This window comes from Rhodoferax sp. U11-2br, from assembly GCF_018619435.1.
Classification (GTDB): Bacteria; Pseudomonadota; Gammaproteobacteria; order Burkholderiales; family Burkholderiaceae_C; genus Rhodoferax.
The window spans coordinates 19,348-33,323 of record NZ_JAHFZF010000041.1 but is presented as its reverse complement, the minus strand read 5'-3'; the positions used below and the strand labels follow the sequence as shown (position 1 = coordinate 33,323).

Here is a 13,976-nt window from a genome sequence, read left to right as displayed (position 1 = left end):
GTTCACAGACCTGCAACAAGGCCCGCCAATGCCCTGCCCCTGCAGGCCGGGGGCCACCGCAAACTGGTGCACGGCCGCTACGCCCGGCCGGGTGAAATAGTCACACTCGTTGGTGGCATAGGTTGGCTTGACCACCACCGTGCCCACCAGTTGGCCATCCAGCTCGGCCACATAACACTGGCCGCCTGCGATGCGCTCGGCAGTCACTTCAGGGCTCTGGTCCACCGATGTGTAGTTCAGGCCCATCGCACCCAAACGGGCGTAGGCGGCGTGTAGCAGCTCGGTGAGTTCCAGCAGGGAGTCGCTGGTGTGCAGCTTGCGGATCGAATACATGGCAAAACAAAAAGAAGATTGAGAAAAAAGCCTTTGGCCCGGTGCCCAAAGCACCGGTGTCTGGTCACGGGGTGGGTGTTGCCAGCCGTGTTTTTTGCCACTTTCTGAGCTTGGCACGGGCGCTGTCATAGGGGGCGATGGTGTTGACCTGCAGCCATTTCACCACCGGCCACTTGGCACCCGCCCACTGGCGTTGCCCGACACCGAACAAAAAAGTGTCACTGCTGGCAGCGATGAAGGCACGCAAGTCCGATGCCAAGGCATCGAATTGCGCCAACAACTGCGCCGCAGAATCATCCCGCGAGCGCAGATAAAAGGACTGGGCCAGAGCCCCTAACTGGTTCCATTTAAAACCGGGCGCGGGCATCTCGACCGGTTGGCCCGCCTGCTCCTGCGCCTCCCACTGCAACACAAGCCGACCCCAGCCAATCTGGTAGGCCATCAGGTCACACAGGCACATCCCGCCTTCGAGTTGCGGCACGCGGCTCAGCGCATCGGGCACGCGGGTGATCTCTTCGCGCAGCTTGTTGTACGCCGTGTCAAAACGGCTCAGGAGTTCTTCTTGGCTGGTGGGCAAAGGCATGGCAAACCGTCAGTCAGGAAACACATGCCCGCGCTCTATTGCCTGCGCCGGGTTCTCAAACACCGCCATGGCGGTGCGCATACGAAGAAATCCGAATTTTTGATAAAAACCCTCTTTGCCGGGCACCGCGTACAGCAGGATCTTCTTGTGGCCAGCTGAGAGCTTCATCAGGCGCTGGACCACCTCTTTGCCCAGGCCCAAACCCTGGTGCGAGGGCAACAGTGCCACATCGCAGATGTAGCTGGTGTCCACACCGTCGGCCAAGGCCCGCCCGGCCGCCACCAGCTTGCCGCCTTCATGCGCGAAGCAGTGGTAACGGCTGTTGGTAAAAACGGTTTCCAGATCCCTGGCGTTTTTATTGCCCAGTGGCGCCACGCGGTACAGGTTTTCCAGTTCCTGCCAATCCAGGGAGGCGAGGGACTCAGACCAAACAATTGCCACAAATACTCCTGTTGATGGGTGATAAAAGGGGTGAAAACACTTGGCCAGCGGATGGTTCATCGGTTTGTTAAAACCGGCTGCGGGCCTTATCCCAAATGGGTGTGCCGCTCTGATTTTGGCTCGGTTTCCATGGCCGCCAAGCCGTGCAGGATGCCGCAACTCGCCACCGCCTGTTCACTCTGGCAGCGCTGGCGCAAATCGGTGAGTTGTTGCTTGAGCTGGCAGAGTTCACGGATGCGCTCATCCACATGGGCCATGTGCTCGTCAAACACCGCGTTGACCGCACCACAGTCTTGCGCCGGGTGGTCCACCAGGCTCAGCAAGGCGTGGATTTCCTCGTGGCTCATGCTCAGGGCACGGCAGTTGCGGATAAAACGCAGGCGCTCCAGATGCTGTGGCCCGTACACCCGGAAGTTGCCCGAGGTGCGGCCTGGCTCGGGCAACAGCCCTTCTTTCTCGTAATAACGCACGGTCTCGACCGAACATTGCGCCACCTGCGCCAATTCACCTATTTTCAAAATGGGCACTCCTAAAAACCACTTGACTCTATAGTAACTTCAGCTTGCCTAATACAGGACAACACTCTTGAAAGCCTGTATGCCGCCGCTGGACACACCCCATTCACACGACCACAAACATGGTCACGATCACGAGCATGGCCATCATCACCATGGCGAATCCAATGACCATGGATGCGGCAGCGGCGGGGCCTGTTGTGGTGCTGCGCACGCCAGCCAAGCACCGTTGATACCGGTTGCCGCCAGCCAGACAGTGGCCGATGGCCAACTGGTGCAAACGCCCATCCGTATCCTGCAAATGGACTGCCCCACCGAAGAAGCCCTGCTGCAAAAAAAACTTGGCGCCATGACCGGGGTCGTCCAGTTGGACTTCAACCTGATGCAGCGTGTCTTGACCGTCACCCACGCACCTTCAGCCATCGAACCCATTCTGGACGCGGTGCGCTCCCTGGGCTTCACACCCGAGCTGGCCAGTAACGCAACAGCGCAGGAGGAACCCGCAGCAGAGCCGAGTAAACCCTGGTGGCCGCTGGCCCTGGGTGGCTTGGCCGCTTTGGGCTCCGAAGCCCTGCATTGGGCAGGCGCCCCCACCTGGCTGGTGGCGACGCTGGCCCTGGTGGCGGTGCTGGCCAGTGGCCTCAGCACGTACAAGAAGGGCTGGATTGCGGTGCGCAATGGCAACCTCAACATCAACGCCCTGATGAGCATCGCGGTCACCGGCGCGCTGCTGATTGGCCAATGGCCTGAGGCCGCGATGGTGATGGTGCTGTTCACCGTCGCCGAGCTGATTGAAGCCAAATCACTGGACCGGGCACGCCACGCCATCCGGGGCCTGATGCAGCTCACGCCTGAGCGCGCCACCGTGAAACAGCCCGACGGTTCCTGGCTGGAGGTGGCTGCCAAGTTGGTGCCGATGGGTGCCCAGGTACGCATCAAACCCGGTGAACACATTGCACTGGACGGGCGCATCCTCAGCGGGCGCTCCAGCATCGACCAGGCAGCGATCACCGGCGAAAGCCTACCGGTGGACAAAACGGTGGGGGACGAGGTTTTTGCCGGCACCCTCAACACCTCGGGTTCGTTTGACTACAGCGTGACCGCCGCGGCCAAAGACAGCACCTTGGCCCGCATCATCCATGCGGTGGAAGCCGCCCAAGGTGCCCGGGCGCCGACCCAGCGTTTTGTGGACCAGTTTGCCCGCATCTACACCCCGGTGGTGTTTGCTTTGGCGCTGCTGGTGGCCGTCTTGCCGCCTTTGCTGAGCGGGGCAGACTGGCTGGACTGGGTCTACAAGGCGCTGGTCTTGCTGGTGATCGCTTGCCCGTGCGCGTTGGTGATCTCCACCCCGGTGACCATCGTCAGTGGTCTGGCAGCAGCGGCGCGCAAGGGCATCCTGGTCAAAGGCGGGGTGTACCTGGAACAGGGCCGCAAGCTGCGCTGGCTGGCGCTCGACAAAACCGGCACCCTCACCCATGGCAAGCCAATACAGACCGATTTTGTGGTGCTCAACGGGTATGACGAGACCCATGTGCGCAGCCTGGCCGCCAGCCTGGCCCAACGCTCTGATCACCCGGTGTCACGCGCCTTGTGGGAGGCGGCGCAGAGAGACGGCGTGGCCTTGCGCGAGGTGAGCCACTTCGAAGCCCTGCCAGGACGCGGCACCCAAGGTGTCATCAACGGCAAGCTGTACCACCTGGGCAACCACCGCCTGATCCACGAACAGGGGCGCTGCTCTGACGCGCTGGAGGCCCGGCTGTCGGTCCTGGAAGAACAGGGTAAAACCGTCATCCTGCTCACCGATGAGCAGCAGGTGCATGGCCTGTTTGCGGTGGCCGACAGCCTCAAGGACAGCAGCCGCGAGGCCATAGCTGAGTTGCATGCGCTGGGCATCCAAACCCTGATGCTGACCGGTGACAACGCCCACACCGCACGGGCCATTGCAGCGCAGGCTGGCATCACCGAGGCGCGCGGTGACCTGCTGCCCGAGGACAAACGCCAGGCCATTGAACAACTGATCGGCCAGGGAGGTCTGGTCGGCATGGTGGGGGACGGCATCAACGACGCCCCGGCGCTGGCACGCGCCGACATTGGTTTTGCCATGGGTGCGGCGGGCACCGGCACCGCGATCGAAACCGCCGACGTGGCCCTGATGGACGACGACCTGCGCAAACTGCCGCGTTTTGTGCGCCTGTCGCGCGACACCCACAGCCTGCTGGTGCAGAACATCGTGCTGGCGCTGGGCATCAAGCTGGTGTTTCTGGTGCTGACGCTGAGCGGCAACGGCAGCATGTGGATGGCGGTGTTTGCCGATGTGGGTGCCAGCCTGCTGGTGGTGGGCAACGGGTTGCGACTGTTGCGCAAGTGAGGCGCTCAGCGGCCACAAAACCGGTGGCCAAGCAGTAAACTCCTGCCTCAGCATTTGTTCACCAGAGAGATCAAATGTCAAAATGAAACTTGATGGTGGACAGATCGCACTGTGACCCACAAGTCATGAGGTCTGATCTCGGGAACATCGCTTTCAAAGGACACACAATGGCAAACAACAATCAAATCGTCCCACGGTTTTTCCTGGCCACGGTGCTTCTCAGCCTGGTCGGCGCCTACGTGGCCTCACACCACTTGCCAAACATCTGGCACTTGCTGGATCTGGTGGCGTTTTTTGCCGCCTTGGCTGTGCCCTTGCCCGCATCCAAGCAAAAATAACCCGACTGGCCTGCTTGGGGCCTGTGGTGGCCAAGCTTTCAGCCAAAGACCTGTTTGAGCGCCCGTGCGGCCGCTTGATGGGCTTGGCGTGCCTCGGGAATGGAGCGCCCCATTTTCATGAACTCGTGCACCACACCGCGGTACAGCTCCAGGTCCACCGCCACACCGGCGGCACGCAGGCGGTCGGCGTAGAGCAGGCCCTCATCCACCAGCGGATCACATTCGGCCAGACAAAACCAGGCTGGCGCCACACCTGCCACGTCGTCGGCCAGCAGCGGCGCAAAACGCCAATCGTCGCGGTCGGCCTCGCTGCGCAGGAACAGCTCGGAAAAATAGTCGATGTGGGCCTTCTCCAGCAGAAAACCCTGCCCAAAAGTCTTGTGTGAAGGCATCTCCTGCCGCGCCGAACAGCCCGGGTAAATCAGCAACTGCAAGGCCAGCGGCAAGCCAACATCCCGCGCCTGCAGCGCACACACCGCCGCCAGCGTGCCACCGGCACTGTCGCCCCCCACAGCGATGCGCCGGCTGTCCAGGCCAACTTCCGCACCCCGCTGAAACACCCATTGCACCGCGTCCCAGGCGTCGTCAAAGGCCACCGGAAAAAGAAACTCAGGTGCCAACCGGTACCCCACTGACAACACCGCACACTGCGCCAAATGGCTCAAGCTGCGGCACAGGCTGTCGTGGGTGGCGATGCTGCCCACCACAAAACCACCCCCATGAAAAAACACCAGCACCGGCAGCGGCGCGCCTTCCGCCTGAGCGGGCGCGTACAAACGCACGGGCAGGTCATACCCATCACGCGTAGGCACCGTGAAGCTCTCCACACGGGGCAGCTTGACCGGGCTGATCTCCAACACATTGGCACCCACTTCATACGCCAGACGCGCCTGGGCCGGGCTCAACGCATGCAAGGGCAACTTGCTGGCACGGGCCATGCGGTCCAACACACCATGCATGGCGGGGGTCAGCAAACTGCGGGGATTTCGGTGGTGGTGGGGCATGGGATCAAGCGCGTAGCAAAGCAATGGGGCGCGATTGTCCTGCCAAAGTGGCAAGGTGGTGATGGGCCGCCTGGCGTGGCGAGAATTCGGCAAAGCCAGCGTGATGCTCAAACCCTCTTTAGACGCATATCCATATAAGTAAATCACCACAATGTCGTTTGATACATATCGGTTCGCCCGTACAGTACGCGCCTATGCACGACATCGCGTTTATTTTGGCGGGTTTTTTGGTGGGCACCGTGGTTGGTTTGACCGGGGTGGGCGGTGGCTCTTTGATGACGCCGATCCTGATTTTTGCCTTTGGTGTCAAGCCCTACATGGCAGTGGGCACCGACCTGCTGTTTGCCGCGTTCACCAAGCTGGGCGGCACAGTCAAAACGGCGCGTTCCGGCCTGGTGCCCTGGCGTGTGGTGGTACACCTGTCGGCGGGCAGCATCCCGGCGGCTCTGGTCACCCTCTGGGTGCTCAAAAACATCGGCCCGGCCAACCCGCAGGTGCAGCATTGGATGACAACCACCCTGGGTGGGGCCCTGTTGCTCACTGCCGCTGCCACACTCTACAAAGCGCTGCGTGGCAAAACCGCGCCGCAAAAGATCAGCGCCGGGCAGGAAACCCAGGCCACCACCGCCCGCCACTGGAGCCTGCCGCTGCTGTTTGGCGCGCTGATTGGCACGCTGGTGTCGCTCACCTCGGTGGGCGCCGGTGCGATTGGGGTCACCGTGTTGATGCTGCTGTACCCGATGTTGCCGCTGTCGCGCATTGTGGCCGCCGACATTGCCTACGCGGTGCCGCTCACGCTGGTGGCCGGGCTGGGACACGCCTCGCTGGGTTCGGTAGACTGGCGCATGCTTGGTCTGCTGCTGGCGGGTTCCCTGCCGGGTATCTGGCTGGGCTCTCACTTCATGGTGCGGGTGCCGGAGCGTTTGATCCGCTCCCTGTTGTCGCTGCTGCTGGCGTATGCCGGTGCCAAGCTGATCACCATCTGACCCCTTTAAACTCATCTATTTATAGCTAACTGCTCAATCCATACAAGGGCTCAAGCCGGATTTCACTCTTACCATGTACCACTACACCGACTTTGACCGCCAATTCGTCCAGCAGCGCGCCGCGCAGTACCGCGACCAGCTGCAACGCCACCTCGCAGGTGAGCTCAAAGACGACGACTTTCGCCCGCTGCGCCTGCAAAACGGCTGGTATGTGCAACGCTACGCACCGATGCTGCGCGTGGCTGTGCCCTACGGCGAGCTGGCCAGCCGCCAACTGCGTGTGTTGGCCAAGATTGCCCGCGACTACGACCAACCCAACGCCGAGGTGCTGAACACCGCGCTGAGCAAACAGGCCGAACTCGGCACCCAAAGCCTGGCGGTGGGTTATGGCCACTTCACCACACGGCAAAACGTGCAGTTCAACTGGATTCCGCTGGACAAAAGTGCCGACGTGATGGAGCTGCTGGCCAGTGTCGACATGCACGGCATCCAGACCAGCGGCAACTGCATCCGCAACATCACCGGTGACGCGTTGGCCGGCATTGCGCCCGACGAACACATCGACCCACGCCCCTACTGCGAAATCATGCGCCAGTGGAGCACCTTGCACCCCGAATTTGCCTTTCTGCCGCGCAAGTTCAAGATTGCCGTCTCGGGCGCAGCGGAAGACCGCGCCGCTACCGCCTGGCATGACGTCGGCCTGCACCTGATCCACAACGACCAGGGCGAAGTCGGCTTCAAGGTGTTGGTCGGTGGTGGCATGGGCCGCACACCGATCATTGGCCGCACCATCCGCGAGTTTGTGCCGTGGAACCAAATCCTCAACTTCCTCGAAGCCGTGGTGCGCGTCTACAACCGTTTTGGCCGCCGCGACAACCTGTACAAGGCGCGCATCAAGATTCTGGTCAAGGCCGAAGGCCAGCGTTATTTTGACGAGGTCGAAGCCGAGTACCAGGCCATTCTGGCGCACGACGGTGGCCAACACGCCATCCCGCAGGCCGAGCTGGACCGTGTCACCGCCTGCTTCAAAGCGCCAAGCATCACGCTGGACGACACAAGCGCTGCCGCCGACGCGATCCTTGCCACGCTGTCGCCCAAAGAACAGGCCGAGTACCAGCGCTGGTTGCAGCAAAACGTCAAGGCCCACAAAAACCCGGCTTTGCGCGCGGTGACCCTGTCGTTCAAACGCATGGGCCTGGCCCCAGGCGACGCCTCGGCCGACCAGTTGGATGCCGCTGCCGACCTGGCCGACCGTTTCAGCGCCGGTGAAGCCCGCGTCAGCCATGAACAAAACCTGCTCTTGCCCTGGGTGCGTGCCAGCGACCTGCCCGCGCTGTGGCAAGCCGCACGTGCGCTGGGCCTGGCCCGGCCCAACATCGGCCTGCTGACCGACATCATTGCCTGCCCGGGTGGTGACTTCTGCGCGCTGGCCAATGCACGTTCGATCCCGATTGCTGAGGCCATCACCGAACGCTTCCAGGACCTCGACGAGTTGTTTGACCTGGGCGAGATCGACTTGCACATCAGCGGTTGCATCAACTCCTGTGGCCACCACCACAGCGGCCACATCGGTGTGCTGGGTGTCGACAAAGACGGCCGTGAGTGGTACCAGGTGTCACTGGGTGGCTCCGATGGCTCCACCCTGTCAGGCGACGCCATACCGGGCAAGGTGATTGGCCCCTCGTTTGCCGCCAGTGAGGTGGCTGATGTGGTCGAGGCCCTGCTCGACACCTACCGCAGCGCACGCACACCGGGCGAGAACTTCGTCAGCTGCGTGCGCCGCCTCGGGCTCGACCCCTTCAAAGCGGCGGGCAACGCCGCCCGCCACGAAACCCGCGACGCTGGCCAGGTGCTTAACGTGCACCTCAACAGCGCCGACGCCTTGACCGACTGAGCAGCTGCTCCCACACGCCATGAACAAATCCATTAAATTGATAGCTGCTGACGCTGACCAGGCAAGGGCTACAAGCCCAAATGTCTTGCAACTGGCGAACGACGCCAACCCGGCCGAGGTCAACCTGGACGGTGTTGACCGCATCGACCTGCACTTCCCCAAGTTCACCGATGGCCGCGCCTACAGCCAGGCGTTTTTGCTGCGCCGTCGGCTCGGTTTTAAAGGCGAGTTGCGCGCCACTGGCGATGTGCTGGTGGACCAATTGCAGCTGATGCAGCGCAGCGGCTTTGATGTTGCGGTGTTGCGTGCCGACCAAAGCATGGCCGCCGCCGAACGCGCGCTGGCCCTGTTTGCCGACTTTTACCAAGGTGACGCCGCCCATCCGCAACCCCATTTCACCGGGTCCCAAGCATGAGTGCCATAGACCTCAATGCCCGCGCCTCCAGCACCTATGCGGCCAAACTGGCCGAGACCACGGCCCTGCTGCAACAGGCGGCACAAGACTACGCCGCCAACGCCGGTGGCAATGCACCGCGCATCACCCTGGCCTGCAGCCTGGGTGCCGAAGACATGGTGCTGGCCCACCTGATCAACCAACTGCAGCTGAACATTGGCATTTTTGTGCTGGAGACCGGCCAGCTGCACCCCGAAACACTGGCTTTGCTGGACCGCCTCCAGGCCACCTCACGCGCACCGGTCGAGGTGTTCACGCCAGTGAACGAGTCGGTGGTGCAGTTTGTGGACCGCGAAGGCAAAGACGCGATGTACAAAAGCATCGAATTGCGCAAAGCCTGCTGCCACATCCGCAAGATGGAGCCGCTGGGCCGTGCCCTGGCAGGCAAAGCCGCCTGGGTCACCGGCCTGCGCCGTGAACAGTCTGGCGCCCGTGCCGAGGTGCCGCTGATCGACAACAGCGATGCCAAGATCACCAAACTCAACCCGCTGGCCAACTGGACCTGGGGCGACGTCTGGTTCTACATCGCCCAGAACCAGGTCGACTACAACCCGCTGCACGACCAGTTTTACCCCAGCATCGGCTGCGCACCCTGCACCCGCGCGATCAGTATGGGCGAAGACTTCCGCGCCGGGCGCTGGTGGTGGGAAGACGAAACTGCCAAAGAGTGTGGCTTACACGTCAAAGACAAGGCCGCAGCATGAACACCCGCACCCCACCCGAACAATTGCAAGCCATGACGACACACCAACGAATCGACCACCTGAGCAATGCACACCTGGACGCACTGGAAGAAGAAACCATCTTCATCCTGCGCGAAGTGGCCGCCGCCTTCGAGCGCCCGACGCTGCTGTTCTCGGGCGGCAAGGACTCGCTGGTGATGCTCAAATGCGCCGAAAAAGCCTTTGGCACCCCAGCCACCGGCGGCAAGATTCCCTACCCGCTGCTGATGATCGACACCGGCCACAACTTCCACGAAGTGACCGATTTCCGCGACTTTCGCGCCAAGGAACTCGGCGCCGACCTGATCGTGCGCAGTGTCGAGGACTCGATGGCGCGCGGCACCGTACGCCTGGCGCACCCGGGCGAGAGCCGCAACGTGCACCAGTCAGTCACGCTGCTGGAAGCCATCGAAGAATTCCGCTTTGACGCACTGATTGGCGGCGCCCGCCGCGACGAGGAAAAAGCCCGCGCCAAGGAACGCATCTTCAGCCACCGCGACAGCTTCGGCCAGTGGCAACCCAAAGACCAGCGCCCCGAACTCTGGACGCTGTTCAACACCAAGTTACAACCCGGTGAACATTTCCGCGTGTTCCCGATCAGCAACTGGACCGAGCTGGACGTGTGGCAATACATCGAACGCGAACAAATCGCCCTGCCCTCGCTCTACTACACGCACAAGCGCGAAGTGGTGGAACGCAAGGGCCTGCTGGTGCCGGTGACCGAACTCACCCCCCTCAAACCCGGCGAAGTGGCCGAGACACGCGACGTGCGTTTTCGCACCGTGGGCGACATCACCTGCACCTGCCCGGTGGAAAGCCTGGCCGCCACACCCGAGCAGATCGTGCTCGAAACCCTGGCCGCCGACGTGAGCGAACGCGGTGCCACACGGATGGATGACAAAACGTCCGAGGCGTCGATGGAGAAGCGCAAGAAGGACGGGTATTTCTGATGACCAAGGCTTTGGTTTGAACCCGGCGCGGCGACTGGGGCATGTGCATGCGGTTTTGGGGTGAAAACACACGCGAAACAGACGATGCAGCCCACCACCACATCAGACGCGCGCCTATCACCCCAAAGCCCGGTCACCTGCCCCAATCACCGCACCTAGCGCCAACGAAATGAATCCAACTGGAACGACTGCAATGAACACTACAACATCAGTAGCGACTAGCCCAGACAATACAAGGGCTAACGGCCCATTTGACCAACAATCCGCGCTCAAGTTCGTCACCTGCGGCAGCGTGGATGACGGCAAAAGCACCTTGATTGGCCGCCTGCTGCTCGACAGCAAAAGTGTGCTGCAAGACCAACTCGCCAACGTCTCCAAAAGCGGCGAGGCTGACCTGGCGCAGTTCACCGACGGCCTGAGTGCCGAGCGTGAACAAGGCATCACCATCGACGTCGCCTACCGCTACTTCAACACCGCCGAGCGCAAATTCATCATCGGCGACGCCCCCGGCCACGAACAGTACACCCGCAACATGGTCACCGCCGCCAGCAGCGCCGACGCCGCCGTCGTGCTGGTCGACGCCACCAAACTCCAGTGGCAAGACCCTGCCCTGAGCCTGCTGCCGCAAACCCGCCGCCACAGCCTGCTGTGCCAACTGCTGCGCGTGCCCAGCATCGTCTTTGCCGTCAACAAACTCGACGCGCTCGAAGACGCGGCCAAACCCGAAACCGCTGGCCAAGCCACAACCGCGTTCACCCACATTCGCGGTGCGCTGGAAAAGTTTGCGCTGGAAGCTGGCATCGAGGTTGCGACCATCGTGCCGATTTCCGCCCTCAAAGGCCACAACGTGGTTGACGCCGCAGACGGCTGGTGTGGCTACACCGGCCCGAGCCTGCTCGACATTTTGGAACTGCTGCCGGTGACACCCGCCGACACCGCGCTGCCCTTTGCCTTCCCGGTGCAGTGGGTCGAAAAGTTCAGCAGCTCGTCCGACACATCCCAAGGCCGCCGCATCTTCTGGGGCCGCGTCGCGAATGGTGTGGCCCAAATTGGCCAACAAGTCAAAGTGCTGCCCAGCGGCCAGACAGCCACCGTGGCGCAGGTGCTCGGCACCACACGCCAACCCGGCATCGTGCAGGCCGGTCACAGCGCAGGTGTGGTGCTGGACCGCGAAGTGGATGTCTCTAGAGGTGATTGGCTGCTGGCCCTCGTGCCACCTGCACCAGCCGCTATCGTTTCTGATGACGATTTTGCCGACACACCCACCGCCACCAGCCTGCCACCCAGCCGTGAGATCAGCGCCACCGTGGCCTGGATGGACGACGAACCGTTGGTCGCGGGCCGCGTTTACTGGGCATTACACGGCCACCGCTGGGTCAAGGCGCGTGTCAAACGGGTGGTGCACCGGCTCGACATCAACACCCTGGCCGAAGAAAACGCCGACAGCCTAAGCGCCAACAGCATCGGCCACATCGAACTGCTACTGCAGGAGCCGATTGCCGCCCTGCCATTCGCCCAGTCGCGGGTGCTGGGTTCGCTGGTGCTGGTAGACACTGCCACCCACCGGACTGCCGGTGCGGTTTTGGTGAACGGCTGAGAGTGACGCGACACGGCAAGTGCATCGCCACTTGCCGTGTGCGGCCAAGTGAACTCGTTGGGTGATGCTGCCGTCGGGCCGATCTGAGCTTCATGGATGGCCTCGGCCAAATAGGCCTCTAGCCCTCGTCCTAACTGGGCATATAGCTATTTAATATGCAGCATTGCAATGAAGCCATTTACCAAATAGTGGCACTTTTAGGCTGCGTGCCTCAACGACTGTAACCGGCAACAAACGGCCAAAAGCGGCGCTTCATAGGCATCAACGCTTCGACTCGCGTTCAATCTTACTGAGCAGCGACTCAGCTCCCGCGAAGACATCGGACGCTGGATTCTTTTTGCAATATCTGTCCATCCAGTCAAATACCAACGTGCTGTTGACAGAGCTAAGCAAATCGACCTTCGCGGGATGGTTGGCGTTGAGACCGGTGATAAGGCCAAGAAGCCAGAACTCTCGCATTTGAGGCAGCGTGCTGTAGTCAAGTGGCTTGACTTTCGTCCGTTCCGATCTTCCTTCATTCCAATCGGTGCAGCTCACTGGCGCGAGGATGGTGATTGACATCTGAGCGCTGAAAGTGCAGAGAGGCAGTAGTGCGACGAGAAGAGTGATTAGCCTAGAGAAAGATCTACTCATAAAACTGTTTGCCTCTAAGGACGATGGCTTCCTGTACGACCAGAGACAAACTGAGCGATGCGGCAAAGAGGAACACGGCCCCGGTGACGATCCAAATGCTCATTGGCGGAGACAGGAGGTCGAATAGCTGAAAAGAAGAGTAGGCCAGCCCACCAATGATTGGCAATACCAGCATGGTTAGAAACAGACATCGAATTGACGTAGTCAGCGCCGCTGACAGCATCAAATTGAATCTAACGTTCTTGCGAGACGATTGAAGCCCGATCTTTCTATGGAACCCTGAGAAGTCCACCACAAGAAAGTTGAGGACGTGAGGAAATGTCTCCTTGTAATCTGCGAGTTGCCGCATCGCGAGTAGCTCGCGTTGCCGAGTGATGTAGAAGGATCCGATCCAGACTACGCATAGGGGATACAAAGCAATTAGCAATCCGGTTGCCAACGGCTGCGCCGACAAGCGAAAGTCTGCAGACCCATACTGCAGAACTAAAAGACGGGGAGTCTCAATGCCTAGGATCGTTCCTTTGTCCGGAATCTTGCTGGCACGTACGCTGCGAAGCTTCGCAAGTATTTCTTCAGGGGAGTTCTTCAAATCGAATACTTCTGACAGTTGTGCTTGTAGGTCCCACAGGCGAGGCAAAGAAATGAGCAAGTTCTCCAGCCTTTGCTTGTAGGTTTCTTCTGCTGCATTCTTTCTTTCGGCCGGAGGCAGACCGAGCTTCTGTCTCATTGCAGCGGTTCGCTGTTCTCTAGCAGTGTCTGGAATAATCGGCCTGCTTTGAAGTTCGAAAAGTCGCCTTAGCTCTGTCCGATCCTTCTCCACCGCTTCGATAACAACGTCAAGCGACTGCGTGTCAGAAGCTGAAAAGTACGCGGCAGCCGCAACTAGGTAGATTTCAAGGCAACAAAGTAGAACAAGAAAAAAAGCTAGATACAGAAGGCGTTCGATGCGCAGCCCGGTATCCATGAGCATATGTTGAGACGCCATATGTGCAACCTTGATGCCTAACTCAATAGAGGGCGACAGAAACCTGTCTCCCGAACACGGCAATTGTCGCCATAACATCGCCAACCGACACCCGCGCAAACCTGCTTGCCACAACGCTTACAGCCGATATGCTGCACAAATGAACAGTCACAACAACTCAAGAAAAACCAGCA

The 13,976-nt window shown here is 60.8% G+C and carries 15 protein-coding genes; 8 read left to right on the top strand and 7 right to left on the bottom strand.

The window, feature by feature from the left end:
- The 4 genes from KKO72_RS19050 to cadR all read right to left on the bottom strand — a co-directional run.
- Positions 1 to 333, bottom strand: a 333-nt coding sequence (locus tag KKO72_RS19050) for a GNAT family N-acetyltransferase (RefSeq protein ID WP_214942832.1), incomplete at its 3' end; no start/stop codon positions are given.
- Positions 334 to 397: 64 nt separating this feature from the next.
- A complete protein-coding gene (locus KKO72_RS19045) occupies positions 398 to 916 on the bottom strand; it encodes a ClbS/DfsB family four-helix bundle protein (protein ID WP_214942829.1) in 519 nt (172 codons plus the stop codon).
- Between the two features lie 9 nt (positions 917 to 925).
- Positions 926 to 1,357, bottom strand: a complete 432-nt coding sequence (locus tag KKO72_RS19040; protein WP_371736910.1) for a GNAT family N-acetyltransferase — start codon at positions 1,355 to 1,357, stop codon at positions 926 to 928.
- A gap of 86 nt (positions 1,358 to 1,443) precedes the next feature.
- Complete coding sequence (gene cadR / locus KKO72_RS19035; RefSeq protein ID WP_078366697.1) at positions 1,444 to 1,875, bottom strand: Cd(II)/Pb(II)-responsive transcriptional regulator; 432 nt, start codon at positions 1,873 to 1,875, stop codon at positions 1,444 to 1,446.
- Between the two features lie 79 nt (positions 1,876 to 1,954).
- Here cadR and KKO72_RS19030 point away from each other — a divergent pair, with 79 nt between their 5' ends.
- Both KKO72_RS19030 and KKO72_RS19025 read left to right on the top strand, forming a co-directional pair.
- The gene (locus tag KKO72_RS19030) at positions 1,955 to 4,240 is read left to right on the top strand and encodes a heavy metal translocating P-type ATPase (RefSeq protein ID WP_214942842.1); all 2,286 of its coding nucleotides are present in this window, start codon (positions 1,955 to 1,957) and stop codon (positions 4,238 to 4,240) included.
- Between the two features lie 167 nt (positions 4,241 to 4,407).
- Positions 4,408 to 4,578 (top strand): hypothetical protein, encoded by a 171-nt coding sequence (locus tag KKO72_RS19025; protein ID WP_158081212.1) that lies wholly within the window; start codon positions 4,408 to 4,410, stop codon positions 4,576 to 4,578.
- A gap of 38 nt (positions 4,579 to 4,616) precedes the next feature.
- Here the strand turns inward: KKO72_RS19025 and KKO72_RS19020 are convergent, their stop codons facing one another.
- Entirely contained in the window at positions 4,617 to 5,582 is a 966-nt protein-coding gene (locus tag KKO72_RS19020) for an alpha/beta hydrolase (RefSeq protein WP_214942823.1), read from the bottom strand.
- A 194-nt stretch (positions 5,583 to 5,776) separates the two neighbouring features.
- Here KKO72_RS19020 and KKO72_RS19015 point away from each other — a divergent pair, with 194 nt between their 5' ends.
- The 6 genes from KKO72_RS19015 to KKO72_RS18990 all read left to right on the top strand — a co-directional run bounded on the left by KKO72_RS19015 (position 5,777) and on the right by KKO72_RS18990 (position 12,185).
- On the top strand, positions 5,777 to 6,568 hold the full coding sequence (locus KKO72_RS19015; protein WP_214942820.1) for a sulfite exporter TauE/SafE family protein: 792 nt from the start codon (positions 5,777 to 5,779) through the stop codon (positions 6,566 to 6,568).
- Positions 6,569 to 6,641: 73 nt separating this feature from the next.
- Positions 6,642 to 8,462 carry a nitrite/sulfite reductase gene (locus tag KKO72_RS19010; RefSeq protein ID WP_214942817.1) on the top strand — a complete coding sequence of 607 codons (1,821 nt, stop codon included), beginning with the start codon at positions 6,642 to 6,644 and terminating at the stop codon, positions 8,460 to 8,462.
- 31 nt (positions 8,463 to 8,493) lie between these two features.
- Complete coding sequence (locus KKO72_RS19005; RefSeq protein WP_214942838.1) at positions 8,494 to 8,877, top strand: DUF934 domain-containing protein; 384 nt, start codon at positions 8,494 to 8,496, stop codon at positions 8,875 to 8,877.
- On the top strand, positions 8,874 to 9,620 hold the full coding sequence (locus tag KKO72_RS19000) for a phosphoadenylyl-sulfate reductase (RefSeq protein ID WP_214942814.1): 747 nt from the start codon (positions 8,874 to 8,876) through the stop codon (positions 9,618 to 9,620). Before KKO72_RS19005 ends, KKO72_RS19000 begins: the two co-directional genes overlap by 4 nt.
- Positions 9,617 to 10,588 (top strand): sulfate adenylyltransferase subunit CysD, encoded by a 972-nt coding sequence (gene cysD, locus KKO72_RS18995; protein WP_371736909.1) that lies wholly within the window; start codon positions 9,617 to 9,619, stop codon positions 10,586 to 10,588. The genes KKO72_RS19000 and cysD overlap by 4 nt, the downstream gene beginning before the upstream one ends.
- Positions 10,589 to 10,781: 193 nt before the next feature.
- The gene (locus KKO72_RS18990) at positions 10,782 to 12,185 is read left to right on the top strand and encodes a sulfate adenylyltransferase subunit 1 (protein ID WP_214942811.1); all 1,404 of its coding nucleotides are present in this window, start codon (positions 10,782 to 10,784) and stop codon (positions 12,183 to 12,185) included.
- A gap of 261 nt (positions 12,186 to 12,446) precedes the next feature.
- Here the strand turns inward: KKO72_RS18990 and KKO72_RS18985 are convergent, their stop codons facing one another.
- Positions 12,447 to 12,746, bottom strand: coding sequence for a hypothetical protein (locus KKO72_RS18985; RefSeq protein WP_214942808.1), 300 nt, complete (start codon positions 12,744 to 12,746; stop codon positions 12,447 to 12,449).
- 64 nt (positions 12,747 to 12,810) lie between these two features.
- Positions 12,811 to 13,782, bottom strand: coding sequence for a hypothetical protein (locus KKO72_RS18980; RefSeq protein ID WP_214942805.1), 972 nt, complete (start codon positions 13,780 to 13,782; stop codon positions 12,811 to 12,813).
- Between the last annotated feature and the right edge of the window lie 194 nt (positions 13,783 to 13,976).